The 19,915-nt window shown below is 47.0% G+C and carries 21 protein-coding genes and 1 pseudogene; 4 read left to right on the top strand and 18 right to left on the bottom strand.

From position 1 onward, the window contains the following. Positions 1 to 6 precede the first annotated feature (6 nt). The 8 genes from ACTNE6_RS11635 to ACTNE6_RS11670 all read right to left on the bottom strand — a co-directional run bounded on the left by ACTNE6_RS11635 (position 7) and on the right by ACTNE6_RS11670 (position 7,936). Positions 7 to 315 (bottom strand): acyl carrier protein, encoded by a 309-nt coding sequence (locus ACTNE6_RS11635; RefSeq protein ID WP_442496824.1) that lies wholly within the window; start codon positions 313 to 315, stop codon positions 7 to 9. Positions 316 to 364: 49 nt separating this feature from the next. Beyond that, positions 365 to 1,468: a hypothetical protein gene (locus ACTNE6_RS11640; RefSeq protein ID WP_442496825.1), complete on the bottom strand. Its 1,104-nt coding sequence runs from the start codon at positions 1,466 to 1,468 to the stop codon at positions 365 to 367. Positions 1,469 to 1,767: 299 nt separating this feature from the next. Continuing rightward, on the bottom strand, positions 1,768 to 2,784 hold the full coding sequence (locus ACTNE6_RS11645) for an extracellular solute-binding protein (RefSeq protein ID WP_442496826.1): 1,017 nt from the start codon (positions 2,782 to 2,784) through the stop codon (positions 1,768 to 1,770). After that, a complete protein-coding gene (locus tag ACTNE6_RS11650; protein ID WP_442496827.1) occupies positions 2,781 to 3,281 on the bottom strand; it encodes a LeuD/DmdB family oxidoreductase small subunit in 501 nt (166 codons plus the stop codon). Before ACTNE6_RS11650 ends, ACTNE6_RS11645 begins: the two co-directional genes overlap by 4 nt. After that, positions 3,278 to 4,528 (bottom strand): 3-isopropylmalate dehydratase large subunit, encoded by a 1,251-nt coding sequence (locus ACTNE6_RS11655; protein ID WP_442496828.1) that lies wholly within the window; start codon positions 4,526 to 4,528, stop codon positions 3,278 to 3,280. The genes ACTNE6_RS11650 and ACTNE6_RS11655 overlap by 4 nt, the downstream gene beginning before the upstream one ends. 15 nt (positions 4,529 to 4,543) lie before the next feature. Continuing rightward, positions 4,544 to 5,761 (bottom strand): LeuA family protein, encoded by a 1,218-nt coding sequence (locus tag ACTNE6_RS11660; RefSeq protein WP_442496829.1) that lies wholly within the window; start codon positions 5,759 to 5,761, stop codon positions 4,544 to 4,546. Positions 5,762 to 5,774: 13 nt separating this feature from the next. Next, positions 5,775 to 6,353, bottom strand: a complete 579-nt coding sequence (locus tag ACTNE6_RS11665; RefSeq protein WP_442496830.1) for a hypothetical protein — start codon at positions 6,351 to 6,353, stop codon at positions 5,775 to 5,777. 104 nt (positions 6,354 to 6,457) lie between these two features. Further along, complete coding sequence (locus ACTNE6_RS11670) at positions 6,458 to 7,936, bottom strand: di-heme oxidoredictase family protein (protein ID WP_442496831.1); 1,479 nt, start codon at positions 7,934 to 7,936, stop codon at positions 6,458 to 6,460. A gap of 593 nt (positions 7,937 to 8,529) precedes the next feature. Here ACTNE6_RS11670 and ACTNE6_RS11675 point away from each other — a divergent pair. The 3 genes from ACTNE6_RS11675 (at position 8,530) to ACTNE6_RS11685 (ending at position 10,038) form a co-directional block, all read left to right on the top strand. Beyond that, positions 8,530 to 8,649 carry a transposase gene (locus ACTNE6_RS11675; protein WP_442499728.1) on the top strand — a complete coding sequence of 40 codons (120 nt, stop codon included), beginning with the start codon at positions 8,530 to 8,532 and terminating at the stop codon, positions 8,647 to 8,649. Positions 8,650 to 9,047: 398 nt separating this feature from the next. Beyond that, positions 9,048 to 9,380 carry a hypothetical protein gene (locus ACTNE6_RS11680; protein ID WP_194970614.1) on the top strand — a complete coding sequence of 111 codons (333 nt, stop codon included), beginning with the start codon at positions 9,048 to 9,050 and terminating at the stop codon, positions 9,378 to 9,380. A gap of 292 nt (positions 9,381 to 9,672) precedes the next feature. Next, positions 9,673 to 10,038 (top strand): hypothetical protein, encoded by a 366-nt coding sequence (locus ACTNE6_RS11685; RefSeq protein ID WP_442496832.1) that lies wholly within the window; start codon positions 9,673 to 9,675, stop codon positions 10,036 to 10,038. Between the two features lie 116 nt (positions 10,039 to 10,154). Here the strand turns inward: ACTNE6_RS11685 and ACTNE6_RS11690 are convergent, their stop codons facing one another. The 7 genes and pseudogenes from ACTNE6_RS11690 to ACTNE6_RS11720 all read right to left on the bottom strand — a co-directional run. Then, positions 10,155 to 10,382 carry a hypothetical protein gene (locus ACTNE6_RS11690; RefSeq protein ID WP_442496833.1) on the bottom strand — a complete coding sequence of 76 codons (228 nt, stop codon included), beginning with the start codon at positions 10,380 to 10,382 and terminating at the stop codon, positions 10,155 to 10,157. Positions 10,383 to 10,409: 27 nt separating this feature from the next. After that, positions 10,410 to 10,592 carry a hypothetical protein gene (locus tag ACTNE6_RS11695; RefSeq protein WP_442496834.1) on the bottom strand — a complete coding sequence of 61 codons (183 nt, stop codon included), beginning with the start codon at positions 10,590 to 10,592 and terminating at the stop codon, positions 10,410 to 10,412. Positions 10,593 to 10,993: 401 nt separating this feature from the next. Further along, complete coding sequence (locus ACTNE6_RS11700; protein ID WP_442496835.1) at positions 10,994 to 11,989, bottom strand: hypothetical protein; 996 nt, start codon at positions 11,987 to 11,989, stop codon at positions 10,994 to 10,996. Positions 11,990 to 12,326: 337 nt separating this feature from the next. Further along, complete coding sequence (locus tag ACTNE6_RS11705; protein WP_442496836.1) at positions 12,327 to 12,776, bottom strand: hypothetical protein; 450 nt, start codon at positions 12,774 to 12,776, stop codon at positions 12,327 to 12,329. 150 nt (positions 12,777 to 12,926) lie between these two features. Beyond that, a protein-coding gene (locus ACTNE6_RS11710) for an IS3 family transposase (protein WP_442496837.1) occupies positions 12,927 to 14,484 on the bottom strand; the annotation gives its coding sequence in 2 pieces (ribosomal slippage) (positions 12,927 to 14,013 and positions 14,012 to 14,484; 1,560 coding nt in all). Positions 14,485 to 14,517: 33 nt separating this feature from the next. After that, positions 14,518 to 15,180 (bottom strand): DUF2971 domain-containing protein, encoded by a 663-nt coding sequence (locus ACTNE6_RS11715; protein ID WP_442496838.1) that lies wholly within the window; start codon positions 15,178 to 15,180, stop codon positions 14,518 to 14,520. A 59-nt stretch (positions 15,181 to 15,239) separates the two neighbouring features. Further along, positions 15,240 to 15,557: pseudogene (locus tag ACTNE6_RS11720) on the bottom strand (HNH endonuclease); the annotation flags it as partial. A 52-nt stretch (positions 15,558 to 15,609) separates the two neighbouring features. Here ACTNE6_RS11720 and ACTNE6_RS11725 point away from each other — a divergent pair. Further along, positions 15,610 to 16,053, top strand: coding sequence for a very short patch repair endonuclease (locus ACTNE6_RS11725; RefSeq protein WP_442496839.1), 444 nt, complete (start codon positions 15,610 to 15,612; stop codon positions 16,051 to 16,053). Positions 16,054 to 16,159: 106 nt separating this feature from the next. Here ACTNE6_RS11725 and ACTNE6_RS11730 read toward each other — a convergent pair whose 3' ends face one another. From ACTNE6_RS11730 to ACTNE6_RS11740, 3 genes are read right to left on the bottom strand one after another with little or no spacing between them, the layout of a single operon-like run. Further along, positions 16,160 to 17,113, bottom strand: a complete 954-nt coding sequence (locus tag ACTNE6_RS11730; RefSeq protein WP_442496840.1) for a hypothetical protein — start codon at positions 17,111 to 17,113, stop codon at positions 16,160 to 16,162. Next, positions 17,110 to 18,870 (bottom strand): ORC-CDC6 family AAA ATPase, encoded by a 1,761-nt coding sequence (locus tag ACTNE6_RS11735; protein WP_442496841.1) that lies wholly within the window; start codon positions 18,868 to 18,870, stop codon positions 17,110 to 17,112. Before ACTNE6_RS11735 ends, ACTNE6_RS11730 begins: the two co-directional genes overlap by 4 nt. Beyond that, positions 18,867 to 19,913 carry an HD domain-containing protein gene (locus tag ACTNE6_RS11740; protein WP_442496842.1) on the bottom strand — a complete coding sequence of 349 codons (1,047 nt, stop codon included), beginning with the start codon at positions 19,911 to 19,913 and terminating at the stop codon, positions 18,867 to 18,869. Before ACTNE6_RS11740 ends, ACTNE6_RS11735 begins: the two co-directional genes overlap by 4 nt. Between the last annotated feature and the right edge of the window lie 2 nt (positions 19,914 to 19,915).

The following is a 19,915-nucleotide window of genomic DNA, read 5'->3' on the forward strand; positions in this document are numbered from 1 at the left end:
TCCCTGTCACTGTGGCGCATTGGCGCTGAGAACCAGATCAACGAATGAGGCAATCGTATAACGCTCACCGTCTTTTTCCGATTGTTCGTTAAGCCACCGGTTTAATGGCAGTTCCTTTATCTGCAGGGCTTCCTCAACGGCGCAGCAAAGTTCGACCACGGTTATCGAGTCAAAGCCCAGATCGGTCATAATGGAATCGGACCAATGGATCTCTTCGGGTATGGTCTCGTAGCTGTCGGCCAGCTTTTTCAGCTGCGCCTGCATAACGGTAAAAATATGATCCCTGGTCAAATGATGTTCAGCCTGCGGTGTCATTTTAAGCGTGTTCTCTGATGGACTTGATGATTGAAGTTCGGTATGGGCGCTAATCCAGATAGATACTCAATTTTGAGCCCGCCTGACCCACGGCGAAATTATTGAAATAATCGCCAAACCGGTCCTGCAGAACGGATTGCAGCCTTAGCGCGCTGTGTTCTGAATCAGCAAACGCGAAAAACCCTGGACCGGCGCTGCTCATGCCGGCGTATAAGGCTCCTGCATTGCGCAGGGTTTTGACCAGTTTATGCAAAATGGCGGGTTCATAGATGCCTTCCAGCACTTTAATGTTGCCGACTTCATTCATGTCCCAGCAAGTCGATAAAAGACCACGCAGATCATTTCTCAACAGATCGGCCCGCATTCTGTGCAGCACCGCGTGAAGCGCATCGCCGTACTGGCGTTGATACTCGTTGCATTTGCCGGCAACGACTTCGCTTTCGGTTTTTCCGGACATATCCGCATCGGCGCCGAACGCCTTGAGCACATCACCGGACAATTTCCCGACATCGCCTACCGCGGTCACTATCCAAAGACCATCGGTGGCCAGATTGCCGATATACCGTCCATCGCCCATGCCCTCCCCTTCGGCGATCCATACCAGACCGCCATACAACAGGCAGGCCTCGCCGACGCCGGTATCCAACCCGCGATAAATGGCATGGCCGTCCGCGGCGTTCTCGACGTAATTACGGGTGATGATGTCCCACATGTTTTCCACGGAAAAAGGACTGCCGAACAAGGCATTCAGCCCTGCAATCACAGCCGTATTCAGGCTGACATTGGAGCCAAGGCCCGCATGGGAAAACTGAATCTTTTCCTGTATGTCGACAAAAATATCGTCGTCGGCGTAATTGACCAGTTCCTTAAAAAGCTGCACCAGATGCCGTGTGGTGGCCGTCATTTCCTGACTGGCATTGCGCTTTCTGGAAACAAGCAGTTTATTGACCGCGGTTGACGTGGAGACTCCAAGCCCCCCGCCGCCCAGGCCGGGGCCCATTTTGGAAAAATCGAATACGCAAAAATGCACTCTGCCGGGCGCATAAACCAGGGCTTGTGCGTACTGTGGCTGTGCTGTTCTTCGCCATTCCGGACGGATTGTGAAATCCTGTCCCGGAAGAAATAATTTATCGGTGGAAGATTTATCGGTCATAGCATGACATCTCAAGTTTGATTCACTCATCGAGTTCTGTCGAACATCGAACCTTGTGAAATAGTATGAAGAAACAGGCCGACGGAATCTGTGAAAAATTACACACGTAAAGTGTGATCTATTTACCTGGATAGCTCGCCGGTTCTGTTGCACCAGCATAATGAGCCGTCGCCTGAAATCAGCTGAATGAGATCTTTTGACTCACTATAAAAATTGCTGCATCTGATGCGCTGAGACGAGACGGAATGTAGCGGCAAAAACGGCCTGTTAACTAGGCCAATAGCAAATCGTCGAATTTTTCAGCAACCTACCGATGGCAATTGTTCGAAGATCGCTTCCCATTGGGCTTCGTGTCGCCACATCACAGCGTCAGGCACGTACAGAAAACCGCCAGTGTCATCCATGTTGCGCGGGAAGCCCGGCCCATCGAAAATAGCCGAAGCTTCAGCTCTCTTGTTGGCGGGCAAAGCTCCTAATCTGCTGCACCATTCGCTTTGCACGCCGGCGGACAGAGCGACATCAATGTATTTCCTTGCCCAATAGGCGCGATCTTCTGGCACATGCCGTGGAATCCACAGCGCGTCGGTGGTATCCGAGGTGCCTTCCTCAGGAATGGTCCAGCCGACATCCAGCCCCGCTTCAATAAAGCCCAGCGCATTCGGCAAGGCCCGGAAACACAGATTGATACTTCCCGTCCTGAACAGGGATTCCATGCCGATGCTGTAATCTAGAACGGCTATCCGGGGCCGGAATCCGGCCAAGTAATTCCAGCAGGGCTGCATGTTTTCAGGCACGCTATCAATACTGCCGCCGCCCAGCACCTGGGCAATCGGATAGAACCCCTTGCCGTTCGGGTAAACGGCGATCTTGCCGGCATGCCTTTGCTCCATGAGAATATCCCAGCTTTTGAGCGCACGAGCCTCGACGGCCGGCTTTAAATAGACCAGCACATAATGCACGCTGTAGGGAAACACCAGCCGGTCGGCAAAGCCCGTCGGCCGGGCGCGCTCATAAAGCTCAGCCAGTGATGGCATGTCATCTTCATCGAACACTTGGCAATAATCCAGTTCTGCCATGGCGACCGCCGGCACTGCATTGGACCAGACCACGTCATAAGGTGGGCGTTTCCGGGTGCGCAACGCATCATGAAGCCGCTCCGGCAGGCGCAGGCCGATGTTCGTATGATGCCTGACAGGCACGCCTGTCAATTCGGTAAAACGGGCCGACACCACCTTTTCGAGGCTGTCCCCCCATTTTCCGGCCCAGGTCATCACATCGAGGCATTCGGGTTTGTCAAAACGTTTTGCTTGCGTCATGCGTCTTCAGCCGAAGCCGGCAACAGATTTAATAAACCGCCTTCCGACCAGATTTTCCTGACAAAGGAACCCGCCGGCACTAAAGGAATAGTCAAGCCGGTTTTGCTTGTCAACGTCCAGTCATCGAAAGAGATCGTCCAGGTTTCGCCTTCAGCCAGCTTCTGCTTGTCTTCGGCATTGGCAAATTGCAGGCAAGGCAGGCCGTTGTTGGTGGCATTTCGGAAGAAAATGCGCGCAAAATCGACTGCGACAATCGCGCCTATCTCATTCAGCAACAGACTTCGAATGGACGTCTCCCGGCTGGAGCCGCAGCCGAAATTCTTGCCGCCCACTAGAATATCGCCCGGCTTCAGGCGGGATTGCAGCGTGGCGTCCAGTTTTGAAAACAGGCCCTGCTTGACCACTACGGGGTCCAGACTGTAACAATTGGGCGGATGGATCACATCGGTGTTGAGGTTATCGCCAAATAACCAAACGCTGCCCTGGATACTGTTCATGAATATAAATCTCCGCTGATACAACCTTTCAGTGCCGCCCGCGCCACCGTCCTGGCGCTGGCGAGATAGGTTCTGCTGTCCCAATGCCCCATGCGCCCGCGAAAATTACGGTTGGACGTGGAAATACAGACATCGGTGGAGCCCAATACGCCCTTGTCTATGCCGCCGCACGGCCCGCAGCTGCTTTGATTGAAAATAGCCCCGGCTTCTGTCAGGGTTTTGACATAACCCTTGTCCAGCGCCTGTTTGAAGATATTGATTGAGGCCGGAATAATGATCAGGCGCACGTCGGGATGAATGGTTTTTCCTTCCAGTTCTTCGGCGGCCTCCTGAATATCCTCGATTCTGCCGCTGGAGCAGGAGCCCAGGAAAGCCGTGCTGATCGGTATGCTGTCAAGCTCACTGAGCGCGACTACATTGGCCGGCGACCAGGGCTTGGCTATTCTTGGGCTGAGCTCTGATAGATCAAGCTCCAGAGTGTATTCGTAGTCGGCATCAGCATCCGGCAACACCAAATTGCCCGGCGTCTGCTTGTCGCGCGCATGACAGTAAGCCAGCGTAATCTCGTCGGGCACAAAAACCCCGAACTTGGCGCCGATTTCAACCGCCATATTGGCGATCGCGAAACGGTCATCCTGAGACAATTTGGGCTGGGCATGATCGTGAAATTCGAGGCAGCGATACTGGGCGCCGTCCTCGCCCAGCAGGCGCAGCAGCTCCAGGATGATATCCCGCCCGCTGCAGGTTTCAGGCAGGCTGCCGTGGAAAATGACGCGTATCGTTTTCGGCTTGCGCAGCCAGGTCGTGCCTGTGGCCAGCGCGAACAGAATATCGGTAGAGCCCATGCCGGTGGCGCAAGCGCCCAATCCGCCGCCCATAATGGTATGGCTGTCGGCACCGACAATCAGGCTGCCCGGCTGGCACAGGCTGTTTTCGACCAGCAACTGGTGGCAAATGCCTTTATCCACCAATAAGTGGTCTATCTTCTGGTTTCGGGAAAAACGCAGAAAATTGGCGGAAATATCGGCACGTTCAATGCTGGCCGCCGGTGAGAAATGGTCATTGGTAAAAATGACTTTGCTTTTGTCCCAAATGGATAATTGGCGCCGCTCGAACTCATTGATAAGCAAAGCAATGGTTGCGTCATGGCCCAGCAACGCATCTATCCTGGCATGCACATAGTCTTCCTGGCCGGTGCCGTTCAAGGCATGGCTGCGAATGACCTTGTCGCTTAATGTTTCCCGCACAATAAACTCTCCGAATCAGTCACTGACATGTTGGGCGAGAAAATCGGCAATTCTCACGCCTGACAAAGCCTGGGTACGAAACTGCAGGCAATCACTGTAAGCTTGTTTGTGGCGTTCCTTGCCGCGTTTTTCCATAGCCTTCTTGACGCTGCCGAGTATCTGATGGACCATTTCTTCCTCTGCGTCGATATTGGCCTGTTTCAACAGATGGCGCACCAGCGCGGCGCCGCTGTGCTTGCCCAGCACATATTCGGTTTTCGCGCCAACCCATGAAGAAGGCAGATATTCGTAACTTTTTGCATTTTTGAGCATGCCGTCGACATGTACGCCCGACTCGTGACGGTACACATTAAAGCCGGTGACAGGTTTGGTCGGGCTGGTATGAATGCCGCTGATCCGCTCAACCTCCCGGGCCAGAACCGGCAGATAGTCGGGACGAACTGAATGCCCTACGAACAAAAGATGCTCCAGAGCGGCGATGGTCTCCGCCAGGTCGGCATTTCCGGCACGTTCCCCGATGCCGTTGACTGTACAGGTAATGCTGGATGCGCCTGCGGCGACACTGGCCAGCGTATTGGCGACAGCCAGACCAAAATCGTTGTGGCAATGAGCACACAGCCTGACGTCTTTGGGGACCGCATCGTATAGGTGCGCTATCAACCGCTCCATGGCGTAGGGAAAAGTACAGCCGACCGTGTCGCAAACAATAATTCTCTTTATGGGTACATTGGCCAGCAATGTATTCATAAAAAGCATCAATGATGAAAAGCTTGCCCGTGTTGCGTCCTCGAAAACCAGATTGACGCCCATGGCCCTGCCGGCCGCTTCTTCGGCCGCGGCTTTGAGCATGCCGAGCGCCTTGGACCGGTCTGCGCCAAGGGTTTGCTGAATACGAAAATCACTGGTCGGAATGAACAAAAACACTTCATCGGCATGGGCTCTTTCGGCCGCGACAATATCGTTATGAACGGCGCGGGCGGTTGCGCCTATGCTTGAGCGCAGCCCCATGCTTTTCATTTCCTGCATAGCCTCGGTATCGGCGCAGCTGCTGGCCGGAAAGCCCGCATCCAGAACATCAACCCCCGCTTCCGATAATAACTTTGCCAACCTTAGCTTTTCTTCCAGCGAGAACCAGACGCCCGGCGCCTGCTCTCCATCGCGCAAGGTGCAATCAATCGTCTCGATTTTGGCAGGGATATTGGCGTAGATGCCCTTAATTTCTTTCTGCTCCACTGTTTATATCCTCCTAATTAATGGTGGCTAGACCGCTAATATTTCCCCGATCAGGGAAATCGGCCTTAAATAGTTTGGCCTCCGCGGCATAACCGCGCATCTCAAGCCGTACGCTGAATAACCTGAACGCACCGGCTGCCGCTTTCCGATCATTGTCTGACAAGCCCTCGAGCAAAGGGACAACGTGTTTCAATGTATCGGCGCCATCCAGCCAGAGATCCTGCCCGGCTTGGTTCAATGCCAGCTCAATCAGCCGGGAGGCGATTTTTCCTTGATTTTTAAGAAGATCCTCGATCGCCAGTGAGCGCCGGATAAGCTTTTCCGCGTCTTTAAACTGTCCTCGCTGGCGCTCCAGATAGCCTAGCTGATACAACAGCTCCGAGACTTCCGAGGGCGCAAAGACCTGATCGTCCGCAATCTTCAGCGCCTGATGGCAGGCTTGAGCCGCCATATCTATCAGCCCGTTGCTTTCAGCGGTCGAACAGACTTTTATCTGTTTGTCATAGTCAATTCTGGCGTCGTTGTAGTTGCAGCTGCCCAGGGGTAACAGCAGTGATAGTGAGAACAGGATTTTACTCTTGATCCATTTCATAAGAGTCGACGTGTCATTATTCGGTTAGCGTTTCAATGCCCGTTGCCGGACCGGAAGATACCGGTCCGACAACGGGGCTGGCTAATTCAGCCGCTATACTGAATTTACTTTTTTTGCGGCACGATCTGCAGTGTCTTCAAAAATGCCACAAGCGCTTTTTGATCCTCTACCGGTTTCTCGGCGAAGGCGTCGCGAGAGGCGCGGGCTTCTCCGCCGTGGTACAGAATGGCTTCTGTAATGGTGCTGATGTCGCCGCGGTGGCCATAAGGCGCAGTATTGCCGACATCCCATAATTTGCGGGTCAAGAAGAATTCGGAACCGGGCTTGCCGTTCTGGTCCGGCCGGCCCTGCGCGAGCTGCTCGTTGCAGAACCAGCGGATAGGATTGGCGCTATTGGCATCATCGCACAGGTTGTGGCGTTTAAGATCGGTATAAGCGCGGACAATGGCCGTATTTTTGGGGCCTTTTTCAAGTCTGGGCTTGTCGCCGGTCTTGGTCATGTCGAAGGAAAAATTCGGACAGCCGTCCTCGGCGGATTTGCAGTTGCCGGCAGGGTTGTACGGGTTAGGCTCGACAAAATGGCGGGTGTTCAGCACCATTGAAGGCACGTGACAGGAGGTACAGCCGACATCGTTGAATACCTTTTCACCGTGTTTAACAACCTCGCGCTCTTCGTGTTTTTCCGGCATGACCTGCACCGGCGTGGATAATTGAGCCTGCCAGATGCTAATGGCGGTCTCGTCGCCGATGGTCAGCTCGCGCTCGACGCCGTCTCCATCAAAATCCATGCCTTTAGACGGATTCAAGTCAAAACGCTCCTCGGCTTGCATGCCGTGATGGTGGTTCATGGCATTGTTAGAGAATTCGCGCAATGAAATGACTTTGCCTGCTTGATGAAAAGGCTTGACTATCAGATCGTGATCTATGCCTTCCGATTCAACCACTTGCCCGTTAGCAATTTTGACCTTGAACTTGACGCCTTTCGTGGTCAGCGTATGAACGCCGTCACCCAGGCCGGCTCTTTGCGCCTGAAGATCCGCCGTCATTTCGCGCGCCAGCATTTCGATCGGCCCTGAGCCGTGCATGCCCAGGGTGTTGCGGCTGTTGCTTCTTGTCGGGCTTACAGACAGCGTGACAGGATCCAGCGTCTGGGCCAAAACAAATACGTTGGCGACAAAATCGCCCGCGCCGCCGCTTTCGGGCTGAGCATGGCAGCCGGAACAGGCATCGGAATCCGGGGCCGAAGTGCGCAGTTTTTCAACCTGTGCCGCGGTGATGGGTTCACCCTCTTCTGAGAAGCTGGGAATGTCGCGTTTGTCGCCGCCGCCAGTCGTTTCAGGTCGGCCTGAACCGTCGCAACGGTTGAATCTGGCGTCAAACAGCGATTTACCGTGGTTGCTGATTTGCTGGAAGCTGAGAGCGCCACTATTGATGTCTGCCTGTTCTATTGAGAAAGGAACGGTCGGGGAATCCGCTTCAAGTCCGGGCGGACAGATTTTAGGAGCGGCTACGACCGCACTGCCAAAATGAGAGGATAAAAGCCCGAATAAAATGTAAGGTATTAATTTATATTGCTGCTCCACAAGATTTTCTCCAATTATGAGATGATTGTTCTACTTGTTATATTCACTCCGGCGCTGCTTGGGCTTCCTTTTTTAACGTAGCTGAGCGGCGCCTGCTAATGCTAATGATGCAGAAAAATTATCGAGCATTAACTAACTGGTAGCAAGCTAGAGGATCAGCTTGAGCAATGCCGTGCCATCGAATAACGGCATGACATGCTGATGCCTAAATAATCCGTAAACGCCATCTCAATCGCAACTTTAAATGCTCCTTCACTTTTCTCCTTAAAGGCTGATGAGATCGGCTAATCTTCAACCCCAGACGAGACCGTTGCATCATCCGTATTAAATACACCCTCTGTACTAAATACTTCTGGATAGAACCAGCTGAACCTTAACTCACACCCCACATTAAAATTGAAATGCCAAGTTCCGCCCTGTTGAACATCGAAGTACTTGCAGGATAGTTTGAAGAAATGGATCGTTGAAATCTGTGAAAAATTACACAGGCAATATGTGATTTATTTACATGAATAGAAATGGTCCCAGAGAACTGGGCGGTGGCTTAAGTGATAAAACGGCTCTATGGTGATCTCAACGCATGAGGAAAAAACGTGAGTGAGAAAAGAAGCAATTACTCGCCCCAGTTCAAAGCCAAGATGACTCTGGCAGCGCTGAGAGGCGATAAGACCTTAGCCGAATTGTCGGCCGAGTTTGATGTCTACCTGAATTAGACCACCTCAACGCTGACCAGCTCAGCATCAGCGATCAAACACCAACACATGACGACTTGGGAAAAATTAGAGGCTGTTTGCGAATAGCCGTAATCAGAAAATACTTAATCAAAGCCGGGGAACACCGGCTTTTTTGTATCTCATTAATTAAAAAATAAGAAATGAGCGGTAACATCATGACCGAGGGATTACACCCCACCCTCACTTACAGTGAAGTCTCTATTCAGCCCCTTTTTAACAGGGGCTTTTTTGGCTTTTTGTTCTTCCATTGCGAGCGCTTGAGTCAGTGTCAGTATAACCAATAGTGAGCATCAAAGCTCAGCCAAGCCCACCATTTACTGGCAGTTTTATTTTTGTCAACTATGCTTATCTTGTGTTTCTTGCACAGTACAAACAATATGAAATTAGAGACAGAACCAGATAAAAAACTGTATAGATTTATTGAGTCGCGTGCTAAAGATAAGAGAAAGCATGACCGCCGAAAAGAACCCGCTTTTAGGCCCTATGACGTAACTCAGGAGCATATTGAGAAGATTAAACAGGCAAGTGGAGCAATATTGGCAATATCAGACATGCTTAGACGGTTTCAAGTGGATGAGGAATGCGAAAGTCTTATACCGGAAGCCATCAAGAGCAACTTTAACAAAGTGACTATGCTAGACGCTGTCAATCTGCTAGCCGATACAATCGGAGAATCAGCGGAATATTTAGAGAAACTCCACCTAAAGTAACCGAAGCATTACATCAAAGAACAATCATCAATCAAGGCTGGCTATATGCTGGCCTTTTTTGTGGCTCATTAATTAGTCGACAAGAAATTAACGGTAACATCATGAGTGAGGGTTTACGCTCTCACCCTCAATACAAAGTCCTTATTCAGCCTCTTTCAATAGGGGCTTTTTTGTGCCTGATGCATCGGCAATTGTTGCGTTCCTGTTGAGTAAATCCGGTTACATATTGTTTACATTTCTTTGAGACAATAAAAAAGGGTTACAGATTTTTTTCTGCAACCCCTTGATTTTAATGGTGGGGCGTCAGGGACTCGAACCCTGGACCCATGGATTGTTAATCCGTCGTCGTAAAGGCAGCAAAGATAACATCACGCGCTGGACGCCCAGGTTAAGAGAAAATTGGGAAGCGCTCAAGCAAAAGCGTAACAAGATTCTGTTTGATCGCAAACAGCCTCACCCTATCCTTGCCGATAAGCGGTTTTTGCTCATCAGCGAGCGCACCGGCAATAAAATCAATATCAGCTCACTGCAAACCGCTATGCAGCGCATCCAGCGCGCAGCTGCAGAACAGGCCAAAAGGGATGGCGTGGAATATAACTACTTCACCTTCCATGACCTGAAGCGCAAGGGCATTTCGATACTGAAGGCGACAAACTGAAAGCCAGCGGCCACAGATCGGCGGCCATGATGCGGGTTTATGACGTTAAACCGGACGTCGTAAAACCGACAAAAAACTGATAAGAGGGCTATTTGAGAATCCCTATGGCGATATAATTAATCACGTCCAGCGTATTTAATTGCGGTTAAGGCTACACCAGAAATAACCATGCCTATAGTCAAGCCAGCAACCTTAGGCAGACCTAGGCCAAATAGTAATAGACTAGTAGTAACACCGATCATTACCGATATTACCACTCTAATTATCGAATCAGCCCAATTCGGCCCTTGATACCATTCCTGCTTTTTTTCTAGCTTTGATATGCTAGTTGTGTTTGTTCCCATCAGAAGGCTCCAAAACATTTAAGACGATCAATCACATGCTATTAGATATATAACCAACAATATACCAACTCCATTAAATACCGCTTCAAAAATGTCCTCTGCAATATTTTTAGAAGGTTTGCCCATCATTTCGCGTACGAACCATTGAACAAATGGCGGAACGAAGGTAAACAGTACATCTTTGATATCCAAGAAATTGCAATTATCCATGCAGCCTCCCCGCAATGTAATTCTTCAGAACAATCAACCTGTGCTGTTGCCGTTATCTTGTGAAGTTTATTGCGTCCTGAAACAATCTTTATATTCGATATAAATAGCAAATTTCAATGATGTGCATCAGAAGAAGCTGCTTTAGTGTTGCAGCAGTTCGGCCTGGAGAATGCTGAGGAAGATAATCATGTGCCGAACAAAAAAGTCAGAAACTTATGGCGGCCTGTTGCGGATCGATTATCAGGCTACTAAGGTTCCCGGTCCAGTCACGGACTGGATAGCTTCCTGGACATGAGGACGTTAGTTGACTCGTAGAACATAGTTCTCAGTCCCATTTCTTCCTGGCTATAAAGGGAACTTATATAGACACTAAATAAACTGATTGCATTATTGCGTATAGACTACACGGGAACGAGTGGCCATTGGAAGTTTCTCAATAGGACCTCCGGATCACACCAGAGCAGAGCTCCTGTCGTGTTGAGATAAATATCAAAGCGAACCTCAATTTCCGCCATTAACTGCTCGTTTCTATTGAATTGAGATTCGTGAAAGCCAACAGGCGGTATGGGCTTGAATCCTGGCATATTTGCATGCCGAGAATATCCTGTATTCTTTAAGTAGATCCACTGTTCATTGCTCTCAGCTTGGTTCACAATTCCGGCTACAGGGCCGCTCTGGCCGAACTTCCACTGGAAAACAGTCTGTCTAAGTACCAGGTTACATGAGGCAATGCCATTGCCCTGGATCAGATCCCAATCAGGAGCAAAAGCTACAATTCCGCCGAAGATCTCGACGTGTGGGCTGGACATAAACCAACCGCTCGCCGAAGTTGGAATCCGTTCGGGCTGCAACGCAAAGAGAGCCGTCGCACCAAAGCTGGTGTGCATCTCGCCATCGTAGTTATTGACCTTAGGCCCGCCAAAGAAGTGTAGGCCATCATCCCGAAAATCCGCTCTCGTGTCTGGAGCAATAGACGATACCGCCGTCTGTGCCCACCAAAATGAGTGGTCCGTCACGGCTGGTGGAGGAAACACCACAACCATAGGAGGTACAATACCAACTCGATCCCTCCATCCTTGCCATCTATTAATACGAAGCTTCAAGCTATTAGCTATCTGGTGGTTCTTCTCAGTGGCTATATCGTATAGCTCAGCGTTGAATTTCTCAATATCTAGGCCAGTCGTTTCCACAACTGTTCGATACAAAAGCTGCTTTGACTCTAAAAGCTTCTTTCTGATGTCAGGTGATAGGTCACTTTGATTATGAAGCTCGAGTATATCGAGATGCGCCGCCCGTCTGAGCGACAAAGCCTCAATGATGTCGGGTGAGAGTTGTTGCTCTGGATTGTTGAGAACTAGGCCATTAGGATCCGAAGCTCCCTGGACGCACGTTTTCATAGCACATCTCCTTAAGGATTGGTGAATTTAAACAACCGACAGAAATGTTACATGAGATTGCGGGATTAATTTGAACCCATATTCAACAATACATATTTCATACTAAATACGCAATATGTAAGAATACCCATATGCACCAGTTCGTCTCTTCTGCGGTATATTTTCCTTCGCAATACGCATCCACTGCGACTTGAACATAAGCCCTATAGCTTGAGGGCATTTCAGTCGACTCGCCGTAGGTTGGCTTGGAGTTGGGGACGCAAGCGCTCATCCAGTCCAATTGATATTGTGTTATTGCGGCATCATCAACCTGTCTAGCTCAATTTCATTCCAGCATTTATCTATTATTTCTCAATTGATTCTGATAAACTTCGTTATAGATACGATTCTGAGTAGCAGCCCCTTCATTCAAGGAATTAATTCCATGATACTTACGCTCAATCTCTTCAGCATCACCATGCAAAGCATCATGCATCATTCTGTTAATCGTGCCAATAGTGCCCGCAGCTGGACCACTTATTTGAGGTGCCTGATACTGATCCTGCTGAGGATATCCTTGCCATTGTTGAGCCTGCTGTTGCTGAGCCATGATTGCTGAATAAACATAATTAAATCTGTTCCTGCTAACTTGGCATGAGGTATGCACTTTAAGACATTGCGATGTACTATTGCCACATCTACAAGCGCAAGCTTCTTGACTTAGTATTTCATCAATCATTTCTAGATTTACTGCATAAGCAGTAGCATTGAAAAATAACATTGCAAATAGCAATAATTTTTTCTTCATATTCATCTCCTCTTAGCAAATGCACAAGGCAGAATTTGTAGATGAAATCCTGAATACGTGCATTCTGGTACAAAAATTCTTTATATTCCATCTTTATAAAGCTTTATAGCTTTTATCCTTCGACGTTTGTCAAAATAGTTGTCGTGTTTTCTACGCTGCCTGGTCTCTAGCTACGCTGTTCAATGCACCCTCCTTATCCGGGTTGAGCCATACCTCACCGACAGGTGACCAGTTCCTGGTTTTGCCGCTCCATCGCTCAGGCCGTCTTTGCCTGGCTGTTTCGTAAACGACTTTTCGCGCTGCCAGGATCTGATGATCAGAGCCATTGTGACGTTCGGCGGGCGTGACAAAACGAATGCCGCTATGCCGATGCGCCTTGTTGTACCAACTGACAAAGCCATAGACCCAGGCTCTGGCTTCTTCGAGGCTCTGGAACGGTTTCGATGGATAAGCCGGCGTATATTTCAGGGTACCAAACAGACTCTCCGAATAGGGATTGTCATTGCTCACCGAGGGGCGACTGAACGAGGGCACCACACCCAGTCGCTGTAGGGTAGCCAACATCGTTACTCCCTTCATCGGTGAGCCGTTGTCGGCGTGCAGCACCAGGCCTTTTTCCGTGACACCTTCCGCCAGGCACGCCTTCCTGATCAATAGCGCTGCATACTCGGCTTTTTCATGTTCATGGATTTCCCAGCCAACGATCTTGCGACTGTAGATGTCCATGACCAGATAGAGCCGATAAAACAGGCCGGACACCACGGTCGCCAAGTAGGTAATATCCCAACTCCAGACCTGGTTGGGACCTGTCGCCCGGTATCCTTTGGGTTTGGCGACGTTTCTTGGCGCCTGGGCTTTGCCGCGGTGATGCCGTTGGTTGGCTTCCCGCAATACGCGGTAAAAACTGGCTTCGGAAGCGAGGTAAATCCCTTGGTCCGCCAGTGCTGGCACGATCTGGGAAGGCGGCAAGCTGCGGTAGTCTTCCCGGTTACAGATCGCCAGGATCTGCTGTCGTTCCTCCAGGCTCAGTTTATTTGCCGGTGCCGGCCGCTCGGCTTGTGGTCGGCCGTCTTCTTTTACCGCAGAGTCTTGCGTCCAGCGCTGGTAAGTCCTCAGACTGATCTCCAACATGTCACAAGCGTTCCCGGCCAATGCGCCGGCTTCCACGGCTTCTTCGATCAGATTTACCGCTTTATGGCGATCTGAGAGGCTGATCATCGTCCTCTTCGTCCCCCCAGATCGCCTGGGCTTTTTTTCTTAGCACCAGCAGGGCGGCGGTTTCGGCCAACGCCTTCTCCTTCTGCCTCAGTTCGCGTTCCAGTTCTTTGATGCGTTTCTCATCCGCTTTGCGCGTTTCTTTTAATCGCAGGTTTTGAGTCCTGTCCCAATCATTCGCCTGTTCACACGCTTCCCGCCAGGCTCTGATCTGCTCAGGATAAAGACCTCTTTGCCGGCAGTAAGCTGATAACGCTGCTTCATTCATCGCCGCTGTTTCTACAACAGCCGCGAATTTATCCGCCGCACTCCAGCCAGAGGGCGTATTATCGCCGTCAGGCAATAAGCGACCTTCCGCTCGAGCCGCTTTTCTCCAGTTGTACAGGGTCGCTTCGGAGATAGCTTCCTCTTTGGCTATCTCTGGGATGGATTTGTTATGCGGCGGGAGCATTTTTTTCAGGACTGCTTCCCTCCGCTCGCTTGGGTATTTCATTGGTTCGCCTTGTCGCCCCCATCAGACTCTCATTTAGAGTCCAATTTTAATGGAATGACAACTATCCTGACACAGGGGGTCTCGCTCATAGCGCCATTGAGGTGCCTTGGTAAAGAAGAAGGTTTCCAAGACCGCCTGATGAGCAGAAGATGATTGCTTAAGCTTCCAGTCGATCAAATCACTGACTTTTATACTACGAGATCTACGATAATCGACTGGTCGAAGATCATTAAATGCCGTTTCGCTCAAATCGTATTCAACGCATAGACCACGATGTTCGTCAGCATAGTGACTCCACATTAAGGGACAGTTCCATTTCTCTGCAAGCGAAAGCACACCACGTTTCCCAAACTCTTCATATAACAGATCTTTTACATTCGAAGCAAGGAGTCGCATGTAGTAGGCTTCAGCCTCTGAACTGACTTTGTAGTCTCCTAACTCGGTTGACATATAGCGATGATTGTTGATCTCGCGAGCAGCATGTTCCTTGCCAACAGATTGGGAAAGCATTCTATAGAGAAGCTTCTCCAACGCCTGATAATCAGTATCAATCTGTATGGTTGGACTACTGTCAAGTGGATCGTTGAACGCTGTGGGGCTAGCATAATAGGCTTCTGCTTCACTGAGCAGTCGAAGCGTGCCGACGTTGAATGCACGGTATTTATACAGGCGCTTCGGAAAAACTTGGTTCGACATGCGTGGGTTCTGATACCTCATTGAAGATTATTGACAAGCAATAAAGCGCAAAAGAATTATCATCCAGTGAAGCAACTTATTAGCTTATGGTTGAATACTTTCTCTCTGTGATAGCGTAAATATTTTACCAATCCATCAGGCATTTTCCGCAGACTCCAATTCCTGTTGACATGGAGTGTTTTGACATCAGATTCTGATAAGCTGCCAGATATACGAATTCTTCCGTCCTCATCAAATGTTATAAATCTTACGTCAAATAGACGGTCCAGTACAGGATGGAGCAACAGGCCGTTCTTTGGGTCTAATCGCTCATGATTTGAACAATCACGCCATGGCTTTATATGAGAAGCACGCAAAAGAGAATCATTCGATAAACCTGTTACTGAACATCCGCCCCATAAATCTTGTCAGCGGAAGTATTTCACTCTAATGTTGAACCAAGCTTTAGTCATCCCTTATTCAATGATAGATACAATCACCACTGAAAAACGCAGTCGGATAATGAGCCGTATCCGAAGCAAGAATACTGCTCCGGAAATGGTAGTGAGAAAACTCATATTTTCTATGGGCTATCGCTATAGATTGCATAGAAGACAATTGCCTGGTTGCCCTGATATAGTTTTTCCAGGGAAGAAAAAAGTTATCTTCGTTCATGGATGTTTCTGGCATTGTCATGCTGGCTGTAAGCGTGCCACAGTTCCGCAATCAAATCGGGATTACTGGTATCCAAAATTGAAAAGAAATAGTAGGCGCGACAAAATAAATCAGGTTGCTTTGGTAGCTGCCGGATGGAATGTGATGATTATCTGGGAATGTGAAATCAAAAACAGCAACCTTGCAGAAAAAATAAGATCATTCCTTTCTCAAAATTAATCATTGGCTAAGATGAACAGAGCAGATTTAGCGCCAATTCTATAGCTGTTAATATGAGTAACTAGAGAGGCATAGCACAAGAATAATTATTCATACTATCAAAATATTAAATTGAGGTTAAATTGATTTTGTCGAAATAAACAACATTATCTGGCTCTGAATAATTTTTTGTATTGTATTCTTCTACCGGAAGATAACATATCTGAGATTCTTCATGCTTAAGTCCATATAAAGCCGCACCGACTGTTGAGACCTTATTATTCAAAGGAGCTATTACCGTATTGTATTCCTTAAATTGACTCAGGTATTCAGCCAATTCAGTGGCTACCTTAATTGGATCTATTAATGAAAAACAAAAATTATTGATCCTGGATGCATAAAAATTGCTCAGAACATTAACAAACTTCTGATTCCGTTCATAAAACTCTGGATTGATTGATTCTTCACACTTGCCAACACCAATGGAAATTAAATCAGGCTCATATTCATCAATAATATATTTTGCTCGATCAAGCTCAAAACCAGTCATTATTACAACATGTAGAGGCTTTAATGAAGAACGCTTGCCAGGAAAACCTAATACAGACCTAACATTTCTGAATCCACGACTTAACCATTCATTACTCATTTTTGACGCAGGCATATAAATCAATGACAGTTGATCAATATACTCTTGCTTATAGAAGAGCATACCGATAACCATAATGAGCGCGTCTCGAGTAAATGTAGATATGTCAAGCACGATATTTAACGGCCTCCCGATATCGGCATAAACTCGATCCAGTTGATCAATACAAAAATTAGAAAATTCTATAGGATTGTGATTACTGTATTCGCTAATTGTTAACTTATCGTTGAAGAGGACTTTTAGCTTGTCTTCATTATTTGAAGAAGCTTTACTGAATTCTCTGACTTTAAAATAACTCAAATATTGGATATCTGAATTTTCTAATGCCGTTGGAATAGATAAACAACGGCTCTCATAACTGATACACCCCATTAAAAGGTCTATAGGCTGGTGAAGCTCTGCTTTAAGTAAATCGGTTTCTAATCTTTTCATAGCGACTGATCCTTAAATAAATCTATTTGATTTAATTTCTGGTCTTTTTGTATCTTACTCATGCGACGTTTCACGAACGTATCAGAGTCAATGCAAGCAAGATTCAAATCTTCAACCGTCACAGACAATTGCCCCGCATAGCTAGAAGCATCCAATTTAAAATAAGGTGCTAAGCGTCTACTAAGAACAAAGCGATACTGCCTTCCATATCCCTCCTTGCTAGGGGCGGTTGATCTTTGGAAGTATCCCCATTCAACGCCTAGCTCGAAAACATGCTCTAGCGTTTCGTCCATTTTTCCAGTAACCATGATAGAAAAAATTCGCCGTTGTGAACCCTCTGAAAGAAGCATTTGGCGGAAGAGTTCTCCTAGACTATTAATCAAGCAATAAAGCTTAGAAACAATACTAGGCTCATCGTTATTCTCTGCATCCCTTTTTAATTTCTCAAATTCCGAGAGAATAAATTCTTCCGACCATGATTTTAGAACACCATCCTGAATTGCTGGAGGAATACTGCATAACAACTCATTCTGCGCTTGTTGTGCCTTTGCTTCTGAATACATTTGTGCTGCAGGTTCTAGAAAGAAGCGGATAATGCCTGACGAAATATCAACGATATTTTTAAATCCTGCGTAGCTATAGGTAGCGCTTGCTTTCTTTTGAGCTAGACTTTTCATGTAGTCAGGAATAGCATATCGGGTAACATCATCTGACGCTCTATGACCTTTCCCTTCCCCCTTTTCCCATTTAGCTTTTAACTCTGATTTAAACACACTAATTCTTTCATCTTGTTTTTTATCGCTTGGAAAATACTCTTGTGGTGGTTTATCAACCCCAGCTAGAGTTAATCGCTTGCTAACAATATCATTTATTCTTCTTAAATAATGGTCTTTTTGAGATGTATACAATGTGCTGATATCTACTTCAGTATAATCATGGGTCGAGTCAATCAGCTGTCCATTCAATGTTCTATAAGTTTTATATCTTTGCTGTGTACTGATCTTAAGGCATAAATACTGAGTTGTTCTGCACGAAACCCAAGTATTTAATATATTTTGCATTCTTTCACTTAAATTATCGGCATCATCCAGCATCAGATAGATAGGACCATTGGGTGTAAATGGAAGAGATTTAATGGCTTGAGATAAAGGTTGAAAGAAATCAGTATAGCCACATAATGCGCCAGTATAAGGCATATAGTCTTTGCTGAAAGAGAGCTTTTTTATATATAAAATTGATTTTTGCCTCTCTTCATCGCAAATCTTCGCCATTCTCTGGAATGTTGGACATTCTTCTTTCGCAACATCGGAACCTGCTACTGTTATCAATTTCAAAAAAGTGTTCTGAAAAAAATCATTGATTTCATCTTGCCTTAAAGTATCTTTCTCATATAACTCCGACAAAAGATTTAACAACAGACTAGTAATATGCATCAGCATCAAATGTTCTGACAAATAGAGATATGAATCTCCTTCCAAACGTTGTATGTCTGTAATATCAAGTCCTGCAACTTTGAAGGGGATATGCACTGCTAAAAAGTCCAAGTCCTCGATGCGACTAACTTTGCCAGCATGCAGCTGTACAGATGGCTCTAGGTATTTCAGCATCATGCTTTTCCCAGATCCTCTAGGGCCATGGATAAATGTATGTCCTACATCTTTAATTTTGGGAAAATCTGAAAATACATCAATGAACAAATCGGCAACCTCTTTAGGCGATAAAGATTCCGGAGTTCTAACCGCGAATGGGTTTTTCATAATATTGTCCTACGACTTGATATAGTTTCTTTTAGTTTTTCACCAACCCAATCAGGATATTCCTCTGTAAGCAAAAAAGTATTAGATGGATATCCTGAATCCTTGAGTTTAAATTCTTCTTTCTTCAATTCTTCACCATCTTCATCAATGATAATAACAGTAGCTCTAATTTGTTGAAGCTGAATGATCTCATGAAAAAATCGCGAACAATATATTCGCTCATCATTCATTTTTCCCAGGCGCAACATAATCTCATCAATTAAGTAGACCTCTTCTTCCTGCTTGCCAAACTTCTTGCAAATGTTTTTCTCTTCAATATAAAACTCAAGCTTAATTGATTTATCTTGTCTATCAACAACTACACTATTAATTGCATAAGCATATTGATGAAATACCTCACTTTCTTTTGGTAAAGAATTTGTTTCAATGAGGTGCATTGCAGCTCGTTTTCGATCTTCACAGATTTCATCAGCAAAACGCACTAATGCTGCAATCATGTTGGGCCTATAATTAACGTCCAAGTAATTCCGGCGATCATCCCATTTTTTATTGCCAATGGTATCTTTATCTCCCTGTTTAGTTTTGCCACCATGCACTTCTGCGATATCCGCTATAATTTTTCGTTCGAAACGATCGGAAGTAGCGAGAGCCCCCATTGCATTCAGGATATCTAGAGGCTTCTTTTCATGTTCTATCCTTCCATGAATATTTCCTGCATCATGAAGTAAGATTGAACTTAACAGCAAAAACACTTCATAAGGCTCTATGTTTATCGTTCTTTCATCTTCATCTACTCCTACTAACTTTCCAGCATAATTTATAACTGCATTAAAATGATCAGGACCATGATCTGTATAAATTCCACCGTCTTCAGCTGATGTGCCCGCCCCTATATACCTATAGACATTTTCTTCAAGCCATTTTTTTATAGCTAAATAACGAGCGAAATATTGGTCGCTACGACCTGGAAACTTATTTTTTAAAGATTGCTTGTTATATAGCCACAGCTCTAACGGAAGCAAGTCGTTCGTATTTACCATCATTT

Origin of the sequence: Methylobacter sp. sgz302048 (genome assembly GCF_052162025.1) — a bacterium.
In the GTDB taxonomy this organism is placed as follows: domain Bacteria; phylum Pseudomonadota; class Gammaproteobacteria; order Methylococcales; family Methylomonadaceae; genus Methylobacter.